The following is a 21,865-nucleotide window of genomic DNA, read 5'->3' on the forward strand; positions in this document are numbered from 1 at the left end:
ACCCTACAGCGGTACATTTGCTTTTTTACAAACAAGCCCGGGTTAATTTGGTTAAAGATAAAACAAATTCTTCTACCAGATTAGTGCGAAAATTCCCGGCAAGCCGGCTATAAGCGCTGCCGGCAAGTTAAACGCTATGGTTTTGAGCTGAAAAAGTAAGAAGCCTGAACAGAAAAGAACCGGTCCGGATTTTAGTGCCTGCTTCCTTTGCGCAGGTTTTTACCGCCTACATTTATAATAATGCCTAAGCTGGAAACCGAATTACCGGCCGTTAAAAAATCGCGGTTCTTCAGCCCGAAATTCCAGCCGCTGGTATGTTGTAATTGCACGGCATTGGTGAGTAGCACGCGGGTGAAAAAAATGGGCTCCAGAAAAATGTTGTCTTCGGTGGTTTGCTCTACGTCGTTACGGATAAATTTACCCATATCTACGTAGCTGGCCCGCAGGGCGGTACCGTAATTGAGCGGAAAAACGCGGCCGAACAAGCGGAACGATTCGGTTTTTTTCTTGCTGAAGTTTACCTGCACAAAAACTTTGTTGAGCGTAATTTCCTGGCGGTCGTAAGTTTGCAGGCCGTTTTCGGTTTTTTTGCGGTAGGTTATATCGCTGCTGCCCCGGCCCAGGCCGCCGTAAATTTCCAGCACGCGGTTATTCTTTTCGCCGAAAGTAGTAAAATAACCGCCGCCGGCCTCCAGAATATTGTGCCGGAAAGCCTTTTTATCGCGGTTCTGGTTCATAAAAGAGCCGTTCGCCATGATCCCGATATGATCGGAAACGGCGTAAGCAGAAGTAAAACTGGCGTTCCCTTTCAGATTAATATGGCCGCCGCTGTAAAGTTCGCCTTTGGCGCTTAGCATGGGCGTGTTGGGCGTATTGGGCATGTAAACCGAAGAACAACTGCTGGCCAGTAAAGCGATAGCCGGCACCAGGAACCAGAAAATTTTTTTCATAGAGAATCGTGCAATAGTTGAAAGTTTATTTGCTTTTTTGCCTTCCGGGTGGCCTTCAGAGATTGGCCCGGGCCGGAAGAAACAGAAAAAACCGAAGCCGTTTTAGCGTTTTCCGTTTCAGCAAAAAACAGACCACGAAGCCGGCATTTAAAACCGGGAAAAATTATTTATTTATAAAGAACAGAAAACCAGGAAGCTAGAAAACTTATTTTTCCGGAATCAGTAGGAGTTCTGGTTAGCCGGAAAGGCTTTTTCAGGAAGGTTTTTTGGATCAAAAAAAATATTTGAATCTTTTCTGAATAATGTATGTATATACATTAAATGTATGTACATTTGTATTATCTTTACAACTCAGGCACCTGTTTAAATTAAAGATCAATTACACTTTAAAACTAAAGCATAAGATTATGGCAAATGTAAAATGGGTATCAGACCCAACGCACAGCGAAGTTCAGTTCAAAGTTAAACACCTGATGATTACTACGGTAACCGGGTATTTTCAGAAGTTCAACATTGAAGCCGAAACCGAAGACGACCAGTTTAAAAGCGCGAAAAGCGTGGTGTTTACTGCCGATGTAGATTCGATCAGCACCAACAACGAGCAGCGCGATACGCACTTAAAATCCGGCGATTTCTTTGATGCGGAAAAGCACGGCGAAGTGCGTTTTGTTTCCAGCAACTACGAGAACGTAGGCGGCAGCAATTATAAACTGCACGGCGACCTGACCATTAAAGGCGTAACCAAACCGGTAACCGTAGATGTGGAATTTGGCGGCATTGTGGTTGACCCGTATGGTCAGACCAAAGCCGGATTTACCGTAACCGGCAAGATCAGCCGCAAGGAATTCGGCCTGACCTGGAACGCGGTTACCGAAGCCGGCAGCGTGGTGGTTAGCGACGAAATTAAACTGCAGGCAGAAGTACAGCTGGTAAAACAAGCTTAAATTTTTAACCTGAGGAAATGAGTAACGGCCGGCATTTTTGTATGGGTGGCGGTTACTCATTTTTTATTTAAAAACGCTATCGTTTTAGCATTAAAAACTACGAATCCATGGAAACACGTATTTTAGGCCTGCACCACGTAACGGCAATAGCCGGACTGGCCAAACGAAATTTAGATTTTTATACCAACGTACTGGGTTTGCGGCTGCTGAAAAAGACCGTGAATTTCGACGACCCGGGTACCTACCATTTTTATTACGGCGATAAAACCGGCAGCGCGGGCACCATTCTTACTTTTTTTCCCTGGGAAGGGATCCGGCAGGGAAGAAAAGGAGCGGGCATGGCCACTGAAATTGGCTACGCCGTACCGGAAGGAAGTTTCGATTTCTGGATGAAGCGCTTTGAAAAACACAATGTAACGTACAACAAACCTTCCGAAAAATTCGGCGAGCCATATCTTACTTTTCTCGATCCGGACGGCCTGAAACTGGAGTTGGTAATTCCGAAAAAGGCGGATGCGCGCCAGCCTTGGGAAACCAGCGAAGTTAATGCGGAGGTTGCCCTGCGCGGTTTTCATAATATTACCCTTACGCTGAATAACGTAAAACCAACCGCCGAAATTCTGACGGAAGTATTTGGCTATAAACTACTGGAGCAAAGCGGCAACCGTTACCGGTATGCAACCGATGCCGTAGAAACCGCCCATATTATAGACCTCGTGGAATTGCCAAGCGAAGGCCGGGGAAACGGGGCTGGAGGTACGGTACATCACATTGCGTTCCGGGTAAAAGACGAAGCCACGCTAATGCAGTTTCACGATAAAATTGCGGCCCGCGGCCTGAACATCACCAATAAAATAGACCGGAATTATTTCTATTCCCTGTACTTCCGGGAACCGGGCGGCGTACTTTTCGAAATAGCCACCGATAATCCGGGCTTTATGGTAGACGAAAAAGTGGAGGAATTAGGAACCCATTTGTTGCTGCCGCCGCAATACGAACCGCGCCGCGCCGAAATTGAAGCTGTTTTACCGAAACTGGATTAAGCTTTCTTTTTAAACGCTTTCCTGCATAAGCTGCCTTCAGAAACCAGAAAATTTTGAAAAGCAGCTTATGCCGGTAAGCAACACCAGTCCTTAGAATCAAAATTATGAATATCGTTATTTTTTCAGGAAGTGCCCGGCCCGAGCGACAATCGCACCAGGTGGCCGAGGAAGTGTTGCGCTGCCTTGAAGCTAAAGGCCACACCTGTCAGCTGCTCGATGTGAAAGCGCTGAATTTTCCGTTGCTGGACCAGACCTTCGCCAACCAGGAAAACCCTTCCGATAAAATGAAAGAAGTTAGCGTTGCAATCACCCAGGCCGACGGCATTGTGATCGTTTCGCCGGAGCACAATAACAGTTATTCGGGTGCGCTGAAAAACACCATGGATTACTTCTATAAGGAATATTTTCATAAACCTTTCGGCGTGGTGGCGGTTTCTAACGGCAAGTTGGGTGGCATAAACGCGGCCAAAGATCTGCTGAAGTACGCCCTTACCTTGCAGGGAATCGCGCTGCCCAATTTTATGCTCACGCCCAAAGTGCAAACCGTATTTACCGATGGAATACTCACCGACGAAGCTTACGGCCAGATGCTGGACAAATTCCTGGAGAGTTTTCTCTGGCTGACCCGTACCATTTCTGCCGCGAAGCAATAAACCGCATAATATTTCTGATTGCAGTAACCGGGCAGAAAAACAGGATAATTTCAAATGAATTAAATCCGTTGCGTAATTTCAATCCGACGTTTTTCAATCCAGCTACCGGGGCTTCTTATTTACTTCCTGACCTTTAATTTATTACCTATGTACACGCACGAAAAGAACATTAAAACCCAGGGAAAACCTTTAACCGAAACCGGCAAAGCCCTGATCATGGTGCACGGAAGAGGCGCCACGGCGGCCAGCATTTTGTCTTTGGCTTCAGAATTAACCATAGAAGATTTTACACGTTTCGCCCCGCAGGCTTCGCAAAACAGCTGGTACCCGTACAGTTTTATGGCCCCCGTAGCGCAAAACCAGCCGGCTCTGGATTCTGCGTTGGAATTGCTTTCAGAAACGGTTGAGAACATTAAAGGCCAGGGGATTAGCAGCGGGCAGATTTATTTTTTAGGCTTTTCGCAGGGCGCTTGTTTAACCGCTGAGTTTACCAGCCGGCATGCGCAGCGCTTTGGCGGGATTTGCATTTTAACCGGCGGCCTGATCGGGCAGGAAATTGCATTAAGTAATTACCAGGGCAATTTTGAAGGCACGCCCGTTCTGATTACCACCGGCGATCCTGATCCGCACGTACCTGTAAGCCGGGTGGAGGAAACGGTAGCCATTCTTACTGAAAAAGGGGCAAAGGTTACTAAAAAGATCTATCCGGGCCGGCCGCATACCATCAGTTCGGAAGAAATAGAACTGGTAAAAATGATCCTGAAAGGGAAATAGAGGAATTTTGATCCTAAGTTTTTTAAGCCGAAACCATAGCGTTTTTGCTTTCATTTTTAAATGCCACGGCTGCCTCGAATTGCTCCATAAATTCGCTTTCCTGGTTGGCCAGAATCCCGTTTCCCAAGGTCAGGATCTTCTGGAAGGCCGCTTTTACGGCCGGTAAAATGGCAATAATTTGCCCGCGCTCGAAATACAGTTTACCGGTTCTTCTTATCAGAAAATCGCTCAGGCTGGTTACGCCTTCATTTTGAATGGTGTAGCAGATTTCGGCCTGTAATAACCGGGTTTCCGGGTCCAGGTTTTCGGCTTTTAACCGGCAGGCTTCTTTTAAAACGGCTTTGGTATTGGTGCCGTAGTTTCGTACCAGATACGCCAAGCTTTCCGAAGGATATTTGTGTAATTGCCCGATCTCCTGGCAGCTTTTCAGAAACCCTTTTACGGCCGCCGCATTTTCAAAATCGCCGCCCGAAAGTTTAATTTTAGCGGTTCCGGACGGTTGCCGGTTTTCCGGGAAATACTTTTCCAGGGCTTTATTTACCACCTGTTCAGCCAGTTTGCGGTAGCCGGTAAGTTTACCGCCGGCCACCGTGATCAGCCCCGAAGCCGAGATGAAAATTTCGTCTTTTCGGGAAATTTCGGAAGGTTTTTTGCCGGCTTCGTAAAGCAAAACCCGCACCCCGGCCCAACTCGAAATCACATCGCCTGGTTTTAAATCCAGCCCGGTGAACATCTTATTCACTTCGGCCAGCAAATACGCAACGTCTTCTTTTTCTACTCGTGGTTTTTCCAGGTTTCCGGTAAAAGGCGTATCGGTGGTGCCAAAATAAGTAACGCCCTGCCGCGGAATGGCAAACAACATCCGCCCGCCCGGAATATCGAAATAAACAGCTTGCTTCAGGGGAAATTTCTCAAAAGGCACAACCAGATGCACGCCCTTGGTATGAACCAGTTCAGGGAGTTTTTCCGGCTGGTCCTGTTGCATGATTTTCGCGCTCCAGGGGCCGGTAGCATTGATCACGCAAGTCGCTTTTATCTGGTAATTTTTGCCGGTAAGTTTATCCTGCAATGCAGCACCAGTAATTCGTTTTTCTTCGTTGTAAGTAAAATGCCGCAGTTCGCAATAATTCAGGCAAGTAGCCCCGAAAGTATGGGCGGTTTTGAGCACTTCCATCGTTAACCGGCCGTCGTCGGTGCGGTATTCTACAAAGCAACCGGCACCCTGCAGTTTTTCCGGGTTCAGTAACGGCTCCTGTGCCAGCGTTTGGGTTTTATCGAGCATCCGGTGGCGCTCCGGCGTTTCTACGTTTCCCAGGAGATCGTATAACGTTAAGCCGGCCTTAGTGGCCCAGTACCCGTAAGAGGCATTTTTCAGGATCGGGATCAGCATTGGTTCGGGCATTACCAGGTGCGGCGCATTCCGGTTCAGAACTTTTCGTTCGCGGGCAACAGTGCGTACCAAACCAAGTTCAAAATTTTTCAGATATCGCAGGCCCCCGTGAATGAGTTTGGTGGAACGGCTGCTGGTACCGGCGGCGAAATCCTGTTTTTCAACCAGCAAAACCCTCAGTCCGCGCGAAGCCGCATCGAGCGCAATGCCCGCACCCATGATGCCGCCCCCAATCACCAGAATATCGAATGTTTTTATGGTAATTTCTGAAAATATTTTAACCCGATCTAAAGTCGAGATACCGGCTGGAGCGTTCATACATTTGGGTGAGATGGAAAGCTGAAAATAAGAATTTTAAGCGGACTTATATTTGCCAACGCAAATCAATTCTGAAAGTTTCTTCACCCAAAAGCGGTATGTTTTCCGGCCCCAAAAGTATCGCATTTAAAAGGCTCATTTCATGTTGAAGTTTAAACGTTCATCCTTAAAATTTAACCCTTCAATTTTTAAAAACGCTATGCTTTTTGGCTGAAAAACCGCTTCAGGTAAAAGGCCGTTTTGCTGTCATTGGCTTTAGCAACTTCGGCCGGCGTCCCTTCCGCTACAATTTTTCCGCCTTCCTCACCAGCTCCCGGACCAATATCGATTACCCAATCAGAATTGGCAACCACCCGCATGTCGTGCTCTACCACAATAACAGTATTGCCGGCCTCTACCAGGCTATCGAGTTGCGTCATCAGTTTTTCAACGTCGGAAGGGTGCAAACCGGTGGTTGGTTCATCGAGAATGTATAGCGAATTGCCGCGCTGTTGTTTTTGCAGTTCCGTAGCCAGCTTTATACGCTGCGCCTCACCGCCTGAAAGTTCGGTAGCCGATTGACCCAATCGCAGGTAACCCAGACCTACTTCGCGCAAAACCGTTAAAGCTCTTTGGATCTGCGGTTCTTCCTCGAAAAATTCCCAGGCTTCGTCTACGGTAAGGTGAAGCACTTCAGCAATATTTTTATCGCGGTAGGTTATTTCCAGGGTTTTGGCGTTGTAGCGGGTGCCGTGGCAGGTAGGGCAGGGTGAATAAACGCTCGGCAGGAAAAGCAATTCCACCATCACAAATCCTTCGCCCAGGCAATGTTCGCAGCGGCCCTTGGCCACGTTAAAAGAAAAACGGCCCGCATCGTAATGGCGTTTTTTGGCTTCCCTGGTTTCAGCAAAGATCTTGCGCACGTTATCGAACAGGCCAGTATAGGTTGCCATATTCGAGCGCGGCGTGCGGCCGATGGGTTTCTGATCTACGCGCACTAGCCGTTTGATATTTTCCATGCCACCGGTAATTTGTCCGCCGGTTTGCGGCAAAACGCTTTGTTCCAGGGCATCGGTTTCTTCTTCCTCCACCGGCATTACGTGCCCTAAATGTTCAGCCACCAATTCTACCAGAACCTGGCTTACCAGACTCGATTTTCCCGAACCCGAAACGCCCGTAACCGTGGTAAAAATGCCCAGCGGAAACTGCACTTTCAGCTTGTGTAAATTATTGCGCGAAACGTCTTTTAACGTCAGCCAGCCGCTTGGTTTGCGGGGCCTTGCCTTCAGCTTATTTTCGGGGCTGAAAAGGTATTGCCGGGTTTGGGAAGCTTCTATTTGTTTCAGGCCCGCAATAGGACCGCTGTAGAGAATTTCACCGCCGTTTTCGCCAGCCCCGGGGCCAACATCCACGAGCCAGTCGGCGTGCCGGATCACATCCAGATCATGCTCTACAATGAAAAGTGAATTGCCCGAATTTTTCAAAACCCCCAGAGCTGAAATTAAGGCTTCTTTATCGGCCGGATGCAAACCAGCCGAGGGTTCATCGAGCACGTAAACTACCCCGAAAAGATTGGAATGTAACTGCGTAGCCAGGCGCAAACGCTGCAATTCGCCCGGCGAAAGGGTAGGTGTGCTGCGTTCCAGGTTCAGATAACCCAAACCTAAATCGAGCAACACTTCCAGCCGGCTGGCCAGATCTTCGGCAATGAGTTTGGTAACGGTGGCTTTCTCCGGGTGTTCGGTTTCGAGCTTTTTAAGCGCTTTAGCGGAGCCGGCGGCATAAGGCTGGAGAATTTCAGCTAAACGCTTGAGCGGCAACCGGGAAAATTCGGTAATATCCAGGCCCGCAAATTTTACCGAAAGCGATTCGCGGCGCAGCCTTTTGCCTTCGCAAACCGGGCAGGCCGTGCTGAGCATGAATTGCGCCACCCGCTTTTTCATCAGCGCGCTTTGCGTATGCGTAAACGTATGAAAAACGTGGCGGCGGGCGCTGGTAAACGTACCCATATAGCTCGGTTCCATTTTTCGCTTCAGGGCGCGCTGCGTTTCTTCGGGCGTAAAACCGGCGTAAACCGGCACCACGGGCTGCTCTTCGGTAAACAGGATCCAGTCGCGGTCAATTTGCGGTAATTCGCGCCAGGGAATATCTACGTTAAAACCCAGGGTAACCAGAATGTCGCGCTGGTTTTGTCCGCCCCAGGCGGTAGGCCAGGCGGCAATGGCGCGCTCGCGGATCGTGAGCGAATCATCAGGCACCATGGAGCTTTCCGTAACGTCGTAGATCTTTCCTAAACCATGGCATTTCGGGCAGGCACCTTCGGGTGTGTTTGGCGAAAAAGCTTCGGCATAAATAATAGGCTGATTAGCGGGATAATCGCCGGCGCGGGAATACAGCATGCGCAGCAAATTAGAAAGCGTGGTTACGCTGCCCACCGAAGAGCGGGTGGTTGGTGCACCGCGCTGCTGCTGCAAGGCTACGGCCGGCGGCAAACCGTCTATTTTATCTACTTCCGGCACGGCCATCTGGTTAAACAAACGGCGCGCATACGGCGAAACCGATTCCAGGTACCGGCGCTGCGCTTCGGCGTAAAGCGTGCCAAAAGCCAGCGAAGATTTGCCCGAACCCGAAACGCCCGTAAAAACCACCAGCGCATCACGCGGAATATCGAGGTCTACATTTTTAAGGTTGTGCTCGCGGGCACCGCGCACGTGTACAAATCCGGAATGATTGTGAGAAGCAGCAGCGTTTTTTTTTGTCATGAAACAGAAAAGCAGTTTTAACTTAAAAAACCATAGGGTTTTTACGATTGGTTTACTCGATTTGAAGCGGCAGGTTGCCGGCAGTTTTTAACCCGAAAAGGATAGCGTTTTTCGAAATGCAGCGCTACTTACAAATATTGCGGCTTTTGTACAAGCTTATTTTCTTAAACGCTATGGTTTCAGGCCGGAAAAGTGTTTAGGGCAGACCGGTAATTTTACAAATTCTAAATAAGCCGATCCTGAAACCGACGCCTGATTTTCAGAGTATATCTGATTCTTTAAACCGATGTAAAACTTTTAAAAGTATAATTATGGAAGCTACCTGCAATCATTGCGATCATTGGAATCAGGATCAAGCCAAAGTGCAAGTGCCAAACGACGCGTTCGGCCTTTGCGACGAACTGACCGGCCAGCACGCTATGGACCCGGAATACGTTTTACCGCTGATCCACGAAGCCAGCAAAGTTGATAATACTCCGAAGCAATTTGAAATGATAACCGGTGCCAATTTTGGCTGCAACCATTTCAGCGAGAAAAAGGGCTGGATCTGATCAGCAGCATTCAGTTTGAAAACCCGCTATAGCCAAGTATAAACGAAGCTGTAGCGGGTTTTTTTATGCAGGATTTCCATTATGAGGCAGGCGAAAAAGGAAGTCCTTATTGGAGAAGTAGGGCAGAGTTTCTCATTTCTGATGGCAGGATTTAGCCTTGAAATTCTTTTTAATAATTAGATCAGAAACAGAATAAACTAAAGACGACTCATATAATCAGAATTTTAACCAAAGCCTGAACCTCATTATATTAGATTGGAGCAGGTTTTATCAATTGAGGATTATGAATAAGTTATTCAGGATTTTTTTCTCATTAATAGCTTGTTTTTTAAATTCTTATAAATATATTTAGATCGCAATATCCACAACGCTCTGAGTACCCTGGCAAATCTTACTTCCGACATGGAGTAAGCTGAAAATCCAATAAAGAGTAAGCATAAAATAATTTATCACCCTTTTATGAAAAAATTATTATTCTTGCCAGTTGCCGTTATTATGCTTTTATCAGGTTGTGAAAAACGGATTGATCAGGTAAAACCTGCATCCACTACTGAACAAAGTTCGAATCTTAAGGCCGGTCTTTGCCCGACTTACTTGTCTATTGATGGGATTAATGGGATGGCCTTTTTAAGCGAGGTTGTTAATTGCCCGGTTTATACCTGTGATGGCTACGAAACTTTATATTACACTTATACATCAAATTCTCCTGTACATTCAAGTAACACCTCGTCAAATCTTTATGCTGCAGATGTAAATGCTATTAGAATTAAATCAAATGATGTAGCAAATCAATATATGCCTAAAGGATGCTCCGGAGTTATTATTCCTCGTTACAGATATTTAAGCAAATTTGACAATAGTACGCATCAATTAGATATTTATGTGATCGTAGATTACTATTGCTGTGTACCTGGACAAATTGATTAATTAACTATCCTACTTGTTTGTAATTAAAAGCCTGGCAGAAATGTCAGGCTTTTTTCTTCGTGCGGTTGATATACCAAGGACCTGAGGCGCACAAGCCAATGGATTTCAGTAAAAGTTTCAGACTTAAGCTAGGGAGGTGTTTTTGAGGCTACACCATACTGATTTGAAACTTCAAAGCATTTATTGTCCAAAATAGCAAACCTGAAACAACCTGTTTTGCAAGTAACTGCTGTGCTACAAAGCAAAAAACTTATTTACTTTCATCCCGGGCCGATGCGTTAAAATTATAGGATGCCGCCTTTTGGAGGCTGGTAATAACTGCATGAATCCCTTCAAAATCATGCCGCAACGCAATAATTTCCTCCAGACAGGCTTTTTTCAGGGCAATTAATTTATCCAGATCTAAGGTTACGTTTTCCGGCAAATGCAGGCGCAAATACTTCCCGTTAGCTATTGGTGGAGTTGGTGCAGCGTTTGCATAAATTTTGTAAGCTCCGGGTTAAATTCAGCGCCGCGAAAGGATGAGAAAATGCTATGTTTTTGAACCCCTAAAGTACTTTTAAACGAAAAATCCGTTAAAGCCGAAAGCGATCAGCGGTTTTTACCTTTCCGGTTTTTAAATGCTTTCGTCTTTTCGTATTCTTTTTTAAAGGCCTCAAATTCCTTTGGCGGCAGCATTTCAGCGTAATAAACCGAACTCAGGATCAGCAGGTCTTCATCGCTGTCATAGGCAACAATTATTTCCAGTTCCAGGTTTTTATTCAGCACGTATGCATCGCCTGCTTTATCGTAAACATCGAAGAGAATTTCGCCTTCTTCCGAGGGTTTAATGTTTTTCTTTGCCAGCCGGTCGCCGGTAATGATCAGCGGTTTTTCCAGTTCCACTTCCAGGTCAAAAGCCTGGAAATAATTGCCGTCTTTTTTGTGGGTGATGTATTCCAGGCGGTTTATCTCCAGAACAATATCCTGGAATTTATCTTCGCGTTTGGTGCCGATCTTGCGGATGTCGCCGGTTAATTTCATGCTGCAAATTTAGCGTTCCCTTTCTCAGAAACCAACCCTAAACTTTCAGTCGCCGGAAATTGAAACCAGGGCAGGTTCTTGAAGAAATACCGGGTTATATTATTCAAAAAAACGCTAGGGAAAACGGGTGAAAAACTACTCGGCCGGCTTCCGGAATCCTGTTTTATGATCCCGAAACACAAACAGCCCGCTATTTACGGGCTGTTTGTGTTTGTATGCTAATCCGGAAAAAGGAAGTTAATCCTGATCGGGTCGCGGCCTTTGATTGTTTTTTTGATCCTGCTGGGTGCTGGCATTGGGTTGGTTGTTCCGGAATTCCTTATCGGAGCTATCGGAACCGCGGGTATCGGCCGGGTTGGACTTGGAGCCTTGCGGCGATTTCATATTCGGATCGATTTTGCCTTGCTTGGCGCCGCCGCTGCTTCCTTCCCGGCTCGGTACGTTTTCGCCCCGCGTATTGGCTGCACTACCCGCAACCGGACCTTCGTTTTGGGCGGGGTTCTGGCCGCTAACGCCAAAGCCTTTGCCGGTATTGTCCTGTTGTGACTGGCTTTTGCCCTCCTGGTTTTTAATGTTGTCTCCCATAGTTTTATGCTTTTAATTTGAATGATGTGCCCGCATGATTACGGATGTTGTTTTACGGGAGAAGGCCGGATTTAGATTAGCAGGTTTTTGAAACAGCAGCAGGTTTTTAGCTAATGCACGAAGATTTTAATTATATCGGCCCCGGCGCTGCGGGTCTTCCAGGAAAAGCTGCAAAAATATTTTCTGGTCGGTAATGGTAGCCTGTTGGCTTGCGTAATCTTTTAGTTTCCGGTTGGTGGAGTAGCCGAAATGCTCGTAACCCAGACTCAGATTTTTGAATAGCTTCACGGTAACCCGTGGCCGGATGATGCCAATGGAATTGGTTCCTTCCAGCCCTTCGAAAGTGTGCAGCCAGAAATGGTTGTAAACCAAAGCGGCCGACGCATATTTCCCTAAACTCAGCGTCGTTTCTATTTTTCCGGAAACACCATTGGCAAATACGTAATCGCGCAGGCCCACCGAATCAGGAGCAAAGCGGGTGCTGTTGCCGGCCAGCGGAATTAAACCCAGGTGCACGTTGGTGTAAAGATTGATCTGTTTGCTAAGGGGTAGTTTAGATAAAATGCCGCCGCCAAAACTCAGCGCGCCCAGATCGAAATTACGGGTATTCCAGTAATCGTAATACTGGAAAATACCGGTTTGTAAGGCCAGTTTCCCGATCTGTTTGTTTCTTCCGAACAAAATGCCGTAACCCGTAATGTTGTTGATCGTGCCGGCAATGGTATCTTTCCCCCCGTAGCTTAATTCAGCCCGGAAGCGGAATAAATCAAATGGCTTGCGTTTGCGGTCCTCGAACGGGTTGCCGTAATCGAGCTGGGCGCTGAACATGGCCTTATTGCCGCTGGGGCCCAGTACGTCGTCCTGCTGATCATTGAGACGGTGCAGGCCCCCAAATAAGGTAATGTTTAGCGGTTCTTTCTGGTAAACTTCTTTGTTCGTTACCCGCCGGGTCTGGCCATGCAGCAAGCGGTTCAGTCCGCGCACCGGGTTTATCAGTCCCGCCGAAATTTCCCGGATGGTACGTTCGGTGCCGCGCGTACGGTCATCCAGAATATTGGAGCTGATGCGGTAAAGAATTTCGCCCAGGGCAATACCGTTCAGCGGGGTGTAGATCAGGTCGTTGTAGGAGGGAAGCGTGTTTTCGCCGAAATATTCCCAGGTCAGGCTGCCTGCCACAGCAAAAGGCGCCGATTTCCAGAAATTATAGCCCTGGCTCCGGGCTGCATTGTAATACAGCGTTCCCTGGTAAGGATGCCCGATAAAATTGATCCCGAATTCATCGGTGTCCCATTCCGGGCCGGTTTTCAGGTTGTGTTTCCAGGAATCAAAAGTAACGTAACCGTAATCGGCCTTGGCCACATAGCGGTTGAAACCCATAAAAAGCGCATTCACGCCAAGCACTTCCACGGCCGGCTTCCAGAGGGGCTGGCGCGGGTTGTATTCGCGGTCGTCGTTTAATAAATCGCCGTATTTATTAAAAATAGTAGAGTCCAGCAGCACGGCATTGGCCGGTTCGTTTCCGGTAGAATCGGAGAAAAGTTCTTTTTTGCGGCTTTCTATGTTTTTAAGTTGCTGTTCCCGGTTGCCTTTTTTGGGGTTAATCGTGTCGGGAGCGGTAATAACCTGGGCCGAAAGCTGCACTCCCGACAAAAGGCATAACAAAATAGTACAAATAAATTTCATGGTTTGATGTGGCTCCTGCAATTGAAGCGGGTTTTAGGTTGGTCAGGCTCCGTTTTTGAATGATATTGCGGTACAAAGCCCCATACGTAAAAATCCGGCATATGGTAATGTTTTTCTAAAGCCCGGATAAAGATTTTCAGCAAGCCACGATAGCAACCCATTAGTTTTCAGGTGTAAAAAGATACCGTTTTTCGCCGGGGCTTCTTTGCAAATTTTTAAAAACGGTAGGCTTTTTACAGCAAAAACCCGCCCGGGGAAAGAACCTTCGGGGCGGGTTTTAAAATGTATGTCAATATTAAAACTATTCAGGTAAGGGAGGTTTGATGGTCGGTTTTGGTCCGGAATACATCGTTCAGGCTCCAGATTCCGGAACCGCTTGCAGCAATGTACAAAAACAGGAAGCAGTACAAAATGGCCAGTTCACCGTTATTCAGGATCGGCCAGAAATTTTCGGCGGCATGAGCCATAAAATAAGCTACTGCCATTTCGCCGCTGCTGATAAAAGCGGCCCAGCTCGTCAGAAATCCGATCGCGATCATCAGGCCGGCCACCAGTTCTATCACGCCGGCAAGCCCCATCAGGGAAGCAAGTTCCACTACCGGTTTTTCGCCCGGCCAGCCCAATAATTTCTGGGTGCCATGCATGGCAAAAAGTAAACCGGAAACAATGCGTAAAATTGCATATAAGTGAGGGCGGTATTTTCCAAGGATTCCGTTCATGGTTTTACTTATTTTAAGATGAAAACGAAGGAAGCGGCCGCATTTATTTGCTTTGCCGCCTGTTTCGGAAGTTGGATAGGAGAACTTAAACCTGATTTTGCCTGTGCGTTTATAGCGAAACAATTGCGGATCAGCGTGCTGGGATACAATGCATTAACGGAAGCTTGGTTTAAAAGTTAAGCGCGCTTCATTTTTCATTTTCCGGTTAAGCAACAGCTTTCTGCTTTGCCGTTATCGCCGGTTTGGATGTCACTTTTTTAATAGCCCGGAGAGCAATTCTGCCGGTTCTGCCAGTTAAATGGCGTTGTTGGGTTTCTATTTCGCGGCAGCGTCCAGGTGTTGCACCAGCTGGTTGATAATGCCGGAAAGTTCAACTGCTTTTTCCTGCACTTCTTCCATATTCCGGAAATAAGTCATGCGCCGGTCTTTGTAATCGCCTTCCAGTAATTCGCTCTGAATTTGCACGATAAACGGATGGTGAAAAACGAGGTGCACGTGTTTAGCCGGCCGGGCATTGAACGTAACCAGGTCTTCGATGTAATAATAACTCGGGGCGTTCCACTTAATGCGTTCCTGGATTTTGGGGCTGGCGGCTTTAATGATCTGCCTTACCGCTTCCATTTCTGCCTTCAGGGGGTGCTCCAGCGCCAGCATATATGCATTTACTTTTTCGGCATCGGTTAATTTTATCGGCATAAGGATATGGATTTCGAATTAACTACAAAAAAGCTGATACGCTTTTCCGAAAGATTGTACCATAAAGAAGCACGAAACCAAATTAATATATTTGCCCGAACCAGACAAAACATTTAGTGAAATTCAGCAGCCTGTTTTCTGAAATTCCACTTCCATGAACACTTTAACGTCAGGTCAATTTTTTGAGTCCGTAATTACCTGAAAACGCTATGGAATTCGGGCTTGAAACTACGGGAAGATATTATCTCGGATTTAAGGAGTTGTTTTTTTTTGCTTTTATAAGTGTTTAATAAACGGGTTAGTATATTATTTATGAAACTTTCGGAGCTGATTTAAGTAACTAGTTAACCGTTTTCTAAAACCTGCCCTGGCCAAAGAATCTTTCGCCCGTGCAGCCCGAAACGGCTATTCATCAATCACCTTAACCATTAAACTGAAATTTATGCTGGCAATGAACTACCGGGGCCCTAAACGGGTCCGGATCGATGAAAAACCAATGCCCGAGATCAGGCACCCCGAAGATGCCATTGTGCGGGTTACGCGTTCCTGCATCTGCGGGTCCGACCTGCATTTATATAACGGCAACGTGCCCGATACCCGTGTCGGAACCACTTTCGGCCATGAATTTATCGGCGAAATTGTAGAAGTGGGCTCCGAAGTTACGAAGGTAAAGATCGGCGATATGGTGCTGGTGCCATTTAACATCTCCTGCGGAAAATGTCATTTCTGCCGTCAGGGTCTTTTTGGGAACTGCCACGAATCAAACCCCGAAGCTACGGCTGTAGGCGCTATTTATGGGTATTCACACACGGCTGGCGGTTACAACGGCGGGCAGGCCGAATATGTGCGCGTGCCTTATGCCAACGTTGGCCCCACCGTAATTCCGGAAGGCATGGACCCGGATGATGCGGTGCTTTTAACCGACGTAGTGCCAACCGGTTACCAGGCCGCCGAAATGGGTGGCATTCAGAAAGGCGATACCGTGGTAGTTTTTGGCGCCGGCCCGATCGGGATCATGGCTGCCAAATGTTCCTGGCTTTTCGGGGCCGGCCGCGTGATCATCATCGATCAATACGATTACCGCCTCGAATTTGCTAAGAATTATTCGCAGTGCGAAGCCTATAATTTTAAAACCGACATGGATGACCCGGTACTTTTCATCAAGAAAATAACCGACTGGATGGGTGCCGATGTGGTGATAGATGCCGTAGGTGCTGAAGCCGCCGGCGATGCCATGCAAACCATTACCGGCCGGAAATTGCTTTTACAGGCCGGCTCGGCCACGGCGCTGCACTGGGCCATTAATTCTGTGAAAAAAGGTGGTATCGTTTCTATTGTGGGCGTTTACGGACCTACCGATAACCTCGTACCCATCGGAAACGTGCTGAATAAGGGACTTACCATTCGGGCCAATCAGGCCTCGGTAAAACGCTTATTGCCGCGCCTCATCGAGCACGTACTAAATGGCGTGATCGAGCCTAAAAAACTCATAACCCACCGCATTCCGCTCGAAGAGATTGCCGATGGTTACCGTATTTTTTCAGCCAAGCTCGACAATTGCATTAAACCGGTTCTTATTCCGCCATCAGCCAGATAAAAAGCAAGACCATGGAAAATACCCCAGAAAAATTCGCGCATATAAAAGGGTGGGGCATAGATGCCGACCCGAAAAACGACCCAACGTACCCGATGAAAAACCGCCTGAATCTCGAACAGACCGGTTATAGCTGGGACCGCCCAACGCTGCAGGCAGAAACCGTAGAAGTGCTGCACTCCAACGAAAGACCAAATCTTACGGCCGTATTCGGTACTGCTTTGCCGCCGAGCGGTTTAAGCGGCATGATCCGGCGCTGGGCCTTCAATTACAGCGAAAACGAATACCGGCACTGGCTTCCGCTCATCATAGCCGACCGCGTGAACGTGGTGGAAGGCGTGTTGGATGATTTTATGCACGGAAAAATACCCAATATTTTTTCCGAAAAAGGATATCCTGCCGAATGGAAGCACAGCCGCGGCACCTTAATCGCGAAAATGGCGGGCGTGGCCATTGTGTCTACGGCGGCTATTTTATTGCTTTCCGGTAAAGGAAAAAAGAAGAAAAGAAAAACCTGGCTTAAACCGATAGAGTAAGCCTGAAAACGGTATTCCTTTTGATCAGAAAAGTGCCGGAAGTTTTTTCCGGCACTTTTAGGTTTTACCGGTTTTGTATTTATTGAACGTATTGCTATTACTTGTTTCAGCTTAAAAATTTTTAATTAGTTGGCGCACAAAAAAAGCAGCCCGGGAAACCGGGCTGCATTTTTTGTGTATTAACGCTGGGCTTACCGGGTTGTACCGGTAGTAGTGCCGCTTGTACTGCCAGAAGTGGTACCCGTGGTCATGCCGGTAGTTGACCCGTTATTGGTTGTAGAGCCCGAAGTCATAGTACCGGTTGTACCGGAGGTAGTACCGGAAGTAGTACCCGAGGTTGTTCCTCTGGTAGTTCCGGAGGTCATTGTGCCGGTTGTGGAGCCGGAAGTAGTTCCTGAAGTCATCGTACCGGTTGTGGACCCTGATGTTGTTCCGGAGGTCATGGTGCCGGTAGTTGAGCCCGAAGTAGTGCCAGTGGTGGAAGTGGTACTACCGGAAGTGGTTCCGGAGGTCATGGTGCCGGTAGTAGAGCCTGAAGTGGTACCGGTGGTGCCATTCATAGAGCCGGAAGTTGTTTCCATATCGCTGGTTGTGGAACCGGTAGTTGAATTGTAGGTGGTATCACCCATGCCATCATCCATGGTGCCGGAGGTAGTACCTGAAGTGGTGCTGGTATCCCTGTTCTCGTTTCCGCACGAACTTAAAAACAGGCCGGAAAACAATGCGCCGGCGGTAATAAGAGTAAGCCAATTTTTCTTCATAGTCCTGTCTGAAATAAGGGTTAAATAATGTATTCTGAATTAACATATACGGTGTGTATTTTGTTTTGCTACGTTCAGACCACGCTGTTTTTTTTCTTTTGTTAAATAATATCGCTTCTTTTTAACCATCTCCCTATTCATATGCTCTTCAAAATCAATATTACCTGCGTGTAAAATTCCGGTTTGATTTTTTGCCGGTTCTGGTTTGCCGGGTAGCTAAGCTTAGTTATCCTTTAGATCCGGGAAATACGAAAAGAAAGCGGGCGGGAAGTATGCTGATTAATAATTTAAGCCAATACCGAAATCAAAGAAAAACGCTATGGTTGAACCCTCAAAAAGTCTAAAAGCAGAAACCTGAAAACTCCCGGCCCGTGCAGCAAGGGCCCGGGAAAATTGATCCTGGTTCAAAGAATAAAGTTGCCTTTGGAAGGGGGGTAGGGTGAGGCTTTTACATTTCCGGTTTAAAATACTACTAAATTCCCCTTTAGCACGGAGGCACAAAAAAAGGCCGAGGGCAAAACACCCGCGGCCTTTCAAAAGCATTGCATAAGTTTATTTCTTTTTCCCGATCAGCTTCATCACCAGCCCAACTACCTGCGCTACCAAAAAACCCAGGATCACCCCGCCCAGCGCCAGAAGCAGTACCCGCAGCAACCAGCCGATAACCGGAATGCCGCCCAGCGCTTTGTCAAAAGATTCAATCGGGTGGTGCATGAACGGCAAACCGTGCACGATGATCTCGAAACCAACCCACAGCATAGCGGCCGTCCCTAAATAACCAAGCCAGGATAAAAAATGCGGCATGAATTTCACGATGCCACGCCCAAAATTCCGGACCGCCGGCGAATGCTTTTCTTTGGCCAGGTGTACCCCGAAATCGTCGGCTTTTACAATGAGGCCCACGAAACCGTAAACCGCCACCGTAATGAAAATCGCCACCGCGATCAAAACCACGATTTGGTTCATGAGCGGGGCCGTGGCAACGGTAGCAAAAGCAATGGCCATGATCTCCGCCGACAAAATAAAATCGGTGCGGGTTGCGCCTGCAATGCGTTCCTTTTCCAGTTCTTCGGGCGTAATGACCTTCATTTCCTCCATCGGCGTATTTTCTTCGGTGTGGTGCTTGCCGAACATGGAATGGACCTTTTCATAGCCCTCGAAACACAAATACGCCCCGCCCACCATCAACACGTACGGGATAACCTGGGGGGCAAAAAAACCGAGCAGCAAGGCCGCAGGCCCTAAAAAGATCAGCTTGTTGATCAGCGATTTCTTTGCGATCTGCCAGATGATGGAAAGCTCCCGTTTCGGGTCCAGGCCCACCACGTATTTGGGCGTTACGGCCGTGTCATCGATCACGATGCCCGAAACTTTGCCTGTGGTTTTGGCCACCTGCGTGGGCACATCGTCCAGGGTGGCGGCGCTTACTTTCACCAGCGCAGCCACGTCATCCAATAAAGCAAGTAATCCGGTAGCCATTAATCTAAGTTTGTTTTAAGTAGGTTATTCATGGTTTTTGCAAAAGCACCAGTTTGCTGTAAACAAAAGTGCCGCATGAAAGAGTAGCGGATAACATTCCCGCTTTTTCTTCCTTCTGCCGGTCCAATAATCTTACAGCCGGCTTTTCAGGAAGCAAATACGGGATAAATTCTCAGAACCGAAAGGGCCGCCTATTAGCAGCAGCAATTGGTTGCTGATTTTTTAGGCCCGGATAGGATGCTTTTTAATTTCTTTTAATAAAATGCTGTCATTTTTAAATGAAAAAGCACCGGAACCCCACGGGTAACCGATGCTTTCTTAAGGAATGAAACTTAAAATTAATCTACCAGATCTTTCGTTTTTTTTGCCATATCCAGGTGCATTCTTAAAGCAGGTAGCGTTTTGGCAGCAAATGCCTTCAGATCCGGGTCGGTTTCTTTCTTAGAGGCATTTTCGAAAACGATAATTGCCTGCTGGTGGGCTTTTACCTGCTCTTCCATGTACCGCTCATCAAACTTCCGGCTATCTGTGGTATTGGCAAGGCTTTCCAGAACACTCTGGTGCATAGGAATGGGGCTGGTGGGCAGAGTAATATTTTTGCGGGAAGCCAGGCTTTTTAACTCGCTGCTCGTTTTATTGTGCTCGTCTATCATGTGCTGGGCATAACTCTTCACTTCGGCGTTGGAGGCGCGTTGCTGCGCCAATTCGCTGCTCAGGGTTTCAAACATATCGGAGCTTGCAGCCATAACCGGAAAGCGGGTAGTGTCCAGGGTGATGGTGGTAGCAGTGGCCTCAGCACCACCGGTGTTGCGGTTCATTTCGTTACCAACCCCTACCTCGCCGGCCCGCGTGGCCGATTCCGGGTCATTGGTGGTTACGGTTTCGGCCGTGGAAGCAGTAGTGGTTTCTGTAGCAGTATTACTACACGCGCCTAAACCCCAAACCAGGGCACCAGCAGCAAAAATAGAAAGTAGGCTTTTTTTCATAATTTTTGTGGGTTAAGATTTATTTCCCGACTTACGACTACAGCGTGTTGAAGGTTTGTGTTCAGCCCAATATCAACTTGATTTAATGCAAAAAAAAACATCAGCCCCCTTCCGGAAACCAGTGATCTTCCTATTGATATTTCTAATTTTAATTATTAATTTTTAATTTAAACGAAGCTCCGCTTAGTCCAAGGCATCCTTCGCTTTCTTCGCCAGCACCAGGTGGTCGCGGAGTTTGGGCAACCCCTGGCGGGCAAAAGCCAGCAGGTCTTCGTTTATTTCGCCGGTAAGCGCGTTTTCGTACAGGGTAATGGCTTCTTCGTGGGCTTTTATCTGGGCATCCAGGTAACGCTTATCGAATTTTTCGCCGATGTTCACTTCGTTCATGGGTTCCATCAGGCGCTGGTGCTCGGGGAGCAGGGTAGCGGGCAGGTCACGTTCCATTTTAGTGGCCAGGGTCTTTAAGGTTTCGGCTTTTTCGCGGTGCTCGTCGCGCATAAGTTTGGCAAATACCCGCGCGGCCGGGTGCAGGGCGCGCGCCCCGGCCAGCTCGCTGCTGCGGAGCTCGAACTGGTTAAAGCTGGCGGCAAGTGCCACGAAACTGTTGGCCTCTTTGGCGGGAGAAGTAGCAGAAGCATTGGTGCCCGAAGTAGCAGGAGTGGAGGTGTTTACCGGTTCGGTAGTGGTGGTGCTGGTATCGGTGTTGGTAGAACGGCAGGCGCCTAAACTATAAACCAGCGCGGCAGCGGCTATAAAGGGCAAAAGGGATTTTTTCATTCTTTTAGGTAACGTTAAACTACCGACCTTACGGCTTTGCCGCTTGCGTAGTTACCGAAAGCCCGTTTCAGGTGATTGCTCGATCCGGATCTAACCTGCGGCGAATCTATTGTCCCGCGATTAATGAAATGCATTGGTACGGGAATTAATAAATTCCCGGCAGCCAACTTTCGGATAGATACAGCCGAAAGTGCAGAGCTTAGCTTCTTACCATATACCTACTCTAAAGGCACTACGAAGAAAAGGCGTGTTCACTATAAAGGAAAGGCGTGTTCACCCTGAAACCAAAAGCAATTTACCCCCGTTACCCTAAAGTTGTAACAATGCCCGCAAAGCAAATTTAAACCTGATAAGCCTACCGTTATGCCCATTGTAACCCAAAACTTCCTGCTCCAAAATTTATCCGGTAAACTGGGGAACATCGTGGTGCGGGAGCTGAATGGAAAAACCATCATCCAGGCCGCGCCGGTAAGAAAAGCGCCGCCTACTCCCGGAGAACTGGCCAACCGCCAAACGTTTAAGCAGGCCGTTGCCTATGCCAAAGAAGCCCGCCAGAACCCGGAACTATGGGGAATTTACCTGGCAGAAGCCAAACGCCGCGGCGGTACCAGCAATGCCTACGCGGTGGCTATTTCCGATTTCCGCAATAATTTCCGGTTGGTTAAAGCCCAGTAGCCGGAAGGTTAAAAGGGTAGAAGCCAGATTCAAAAAAAGGATAAGCTGCCATTTGTACTA

The 21,865-nt window shown here is 47.7% G+C and carries 23 protein-coding genes; 10 read left to right on the plus strand and 13 right to left on the minus strand.

Going from position 1 to position 21,865, the window contains the following annotated elements:
- Window positions 1–191: 191 nt before the first annotated feature.
- Window positions 192–950, minus strand: coding sequence for a hypothetical protein (locus tag I5M27_RS07155; protein ID WP_200505516.1), 759 nt, complete (start codon window positions 948–950; stop codon window positions 192–194).
- Between the two features lie 407 nt (window positions 951–1,357).
- Between I5M27_RS07155 and I5M27_RS07160 the strand changes: the two genes are divergently transcribed.
- The 4 genes from I5M27_RS07160 to I5M27_RS07175 all read left to right on the plus strand — a co-directional run bounded on the left by I5M27_RS07160 (window position 1,358) and on the right by I5M27_RS07175 (window position 4,364).
- Entirely contained in the window at window positions 1,358–1,894 is a 537-nt protein-coding gene (locus tag I5M27_RS07160; protein ID WP_200505517.1) for a YceI family protein, read from the plus strand.
- Between the two features lie 107 nt (window positions 1,895–2,001).
- Window positions 2,002–2,937, plus strand: a complete 936-nt coding sequence (locus tag I5M27_RS07165) for a ring-cleaving dioxygenase (RefSeq protein ID WP_200505518.1) — start codon at window positions 2,002–2,004, stop codon at window positions 2,935–2,937.
- A 104-nt stretch (window positions 2,938–3,041) separates the two neighbouring features.
- On the plus strand, window positions 3,042–3,590 hold the full coding sequence (locus I5M27_RS07170; protein ID WP_200505519.1) for an NADPH-dependent FMN reductase: 549 nt from the start codon (window positions 3,042–3,044) through the stop codon (window positions 3,588–3,590).
- Between the two features lie 147 nt (window positions 3,591–3,737).
- On the plus strand, window positions 3,738–4,364 hold the full coding sequence (locus I5M27_RS07175) for an alpha/beta hydrolase (protein ID WP_200505520.1): 627 nt from the start codon (window positions 3,738–3,740) through the stop codon (window positions 4,362–4,364).
- A 22-nt stretch (window positions 4,365–4,386) separates the two neighbouring features.
- Here the strand turns inward: I5M27_RS07175 and I5M27_RS07180 are convergent, their stop codons facing one another.
- Together I5M27_RS07180 and uvrA are read right to left on the minus strand one after the other, a co-directional pair.
- The gene (locus I5M27_RS07180; RefSeq protein ID WP_200505521.1) at window positions 4,387–6,072 is read right to left on the minus strand and encodes a glycerol-3-phosphate dehydrogenase/oxidase; all 1,686 of its coding nucleotides are present in this window, start codon (window positions 6,070–6,072) and stop codon (window positions 4,387–4,389) included.
- 197 nt (window positions 6,073–6,269) lie between these two features.
- Window positions 6,270–8,813, minus strand: a complete 2,544-nt coding sequence (uvrA, locus tag I5M27_RS07185; RefSeq protein ID WP_200505522.1) for an excinuclease ABC subunit UvrA — start codon at window positions 8,811–8,813, stop codon at window positions 6,270–6,272.
- A 311-nt stretch (window positions 8,814–9,124) separates the two neighbouring features.
- On the opposite strand from uvrA, the gene I5M27_RS07190 reads away from it, so the two are divergent.
- Both I5M27_RS07190 and I5M27_RS07195 read left to right on the plus strand, forming a co-directional pair.
- Window positions 9,125–9,364: a hypothetical protein gene (locus I5M27_RS07190; protein ID WP_200505523.1), complete on the plus strand. Its 240-nt coding sequence runs from the start codon at window positions 9,125–9,127 to the stop codon at window positions 9,362–9,364.
- A 459-nt stretch (window positions 9,365–9,823) separates the two neighbouring features.
- Complete coding sequence (locus tag I5M27_RS07195) at window positions 9,824–10,291, plus strand: hypothetical protein (RefSeq protein WP_200505524.1); 468 nt, start codon at window positions 9,824–9,826, stop codon at window positions 10,289–10,291.
- Between the two features lie 250 nt (window positions 10,292–10,541).
- Here the strand turns inward: I5M27_RS07195 and I5M27_RS07200 are convergent, their stop codons facing one another.
- The 5 genes from I5M27_RS07200 to I5M27_RS07220 form a co-directional block, all read right to left on the minus strand.
- Window positions 10,542–10,727 carry a hypothetical protein gene (locus I5M27_RS07200; protein WP_200505525.1) on the minus strand — a complete coding sequence of 62 codons (186 nt, stop codon included), beginning with the start codon at window positions 10,725–10,727 and terminating at the stop codon, window positions 10,542–10,544.
- A 155-nt stretch (window positions 10,728–10,882) separates the two neighbouring features.
- On the minus strand, window positions 10,883–11,314 hold the full coding sequence (locus tag I5M27_RS07205; protein WP_200505526.1) for a hypothetical protein: 432 nt from the start codon (window positions 11,312–11,314) through the stop codon (window positions 10,883–10,885).
- A 237-nt stretch (window positions 11,315–11,551) separates the two neighbouring features.
- Window positions 11,552–11,899, minus strand: coding sequence for a hypothetical protein (locus tag I5M27_RS07210; protein WP_200505527.1), 348 nt, complete (start codon window positions 11,897–11,899; stop codon window positions 11,552–11,554).
- A 126-nt stretch (window positions 11,900–12,025) separates the two neighbouring features.
- A complete protein-coding gene (locus I5M27_RS07215; RefSeq protein ID WP_200505528.1) occupies window positions 12,026–13,582 on the minus strand; it encodes a DUF3943 domain-containing protein in 1,557 nt (518 codons plus the stop codon).
- Window positions 13,583–13,887: 305 nt separating this feature from the next.
- Entirely contained in the window at window positions 13,888–14,301 is a 414-nt protein-coding gene (locus tag I5M27_RS07220; protein ID WP_200505529.1) for a DoxX family protein, read from the minus strand.
- A gap of 18 nt (window positions 14,302–14,319) precedes the next feature.
- Here I5M27_RS07220 and I5M27_RS07225 point away from each other — a divergent pair, with 18 nt between their 5' ends.
- Complete coding sequence (locus tag I5M27_RS07225) at window positions 14,320–14,481, plus strand: hypothetical protein (protein ID WP_200505530.1); 162 nt, start codon at window positions 14,320–14,322, stop codon at window positions 14,479–14,481.
- Between the two features lie 135 nt (window positions 14,482–14,616).
- On the opposite strand, the gene I5M27_RS07230 is transcribed toward I5M27_RS07225, so the two are convergent.
- Window positions 14,617–14,997, minus strand: a complete 381-nt coding sequence (locus I5M27_RS07230) for a DUF1801 domain-containing protein (RefSeq protein ID WP_200505531.1) — start codon at window positions 14,995–14,997, stop codon at window positions 14,617–14,619.
- A gap of 442 nt (window positions 14,998–15,439) precedes the next feature.
- On the opposite strand from I5M27_RS07230, the gene I5M27_RS07235 reads away from it, so the two are divergent.
- Both I5M27_RS07235 and I5M27_RS07240 read left to right on the plus strand, forming a co-directional pair.
- Window positions 15,440–16,594 carry a zinc-dependent alcohol dehydrogenase gene (locus tag I5M27_RS07235; RefSeq protein WP_200505532.1) on the plus strand — a complete coding sequence of 385 codons (1,155 nt, stop codon included), beginning with the start codon at window positions 15,440–15,442 and terminating at the stop codon, window positions 16,592–16,594.
- A gap of 11 nt (window positions 16,595–16,605) precedes the next feature.
- The gene (locus I5M27_RS07240) at window positions 16,606–17,127 is read left to right on the plus strand and encodes a hypothetical protein (protein WP_200505533.1); all 522 of its coding nucleotides are present in this window, start codon (window positions 16,606–16,608) and stop codon (window positions 17,125–17,127) included.
- A 191-nt stretch (window positions 17,128–17,318) separates the two neighbouring features.
- On the opposite strand, the gene I5M27_RS07245 is transcribed toward I5M27_RS07240, so the two are convergent.
- The 4 genes from I5M27_RS07245 to I5M27_RS07260 form a co-directional block, all read right to left on the minus strand.
- Window positions 17,319–17,888, minus strand: a complete 570-nt coding sequence (locus tag I5M27_RS07245; protein WP_200505534.1) for a hypothetical protein — start codon at window positions 17,886–17,888, stop codon at window positions 17,319–17,321.
- A 552-nt stretch (window positions 17,889–18,440) separates the two neighbouring features.
- Complete coding sequence (locus tag I5M27_RS07250; RefSeq protein WP_200505535.1) at window positions 18,441–19,367, minus strand: DUF808 domain-containing protein; 927 nt, start codon at window positions 19,365–19,367, stop codon at window positions 18,441–18,443.
- 338 nt (window positions 19,368–19,705) lie between these two features.
- A complete protein-coding gene (locus tag I5M27_RS07255) occupies window positions 19,706–20,353 on the minus strand; it encodes a DUF4142 domain-containing protein (RefSeq protein ID WP_200505536.1) in 648 nt (215 codons plus the stop codon).
- Window positions 20,354–20,536: 183 nt separating this feature from the next.
- The gene (locus tag I5M27_RS07260; RefSeq protein WP_200505537.1) at window positions 20,537–21,130 is read right to left on the minus strand and encodes a DUF4142 domain-containing protein; all 594 of its coding nucleotides are present in this window, start codon (window positions 21,128–21,130) and stop codon (window positions 20,537–20,539) included.
- A gap of 363 nt (window positions 21,131–21,493) precedes the next feature.
- On the opposite strand from I5M27_RS07260, the gene I5M27_RS07265 reads away from it, so the two are divergent.
- Window positions 21,494–21,805 (plus strand): hypothetical protein, encoded by a 312-nt coding sequence (locus I5M27_RS07265; RefSeq protein WP_200505538.1) that lies wholly within the window; start codon window positions 21,494–21,496, stop codon window positions 21,803–21,805.
- Window positions 21,806–21,865 lie beyond the last annotated feature (60 nt).

The organism is Adhaeribacter terrigena (genome assembly GCF_016623615.1).
Lineage (GTDB): Bacteria > Bacteroidota > Bacteroidia > Cytophagales > Hymenobacteraceae > Adhaeribacter_A > Adhaeribacter_A terrigena.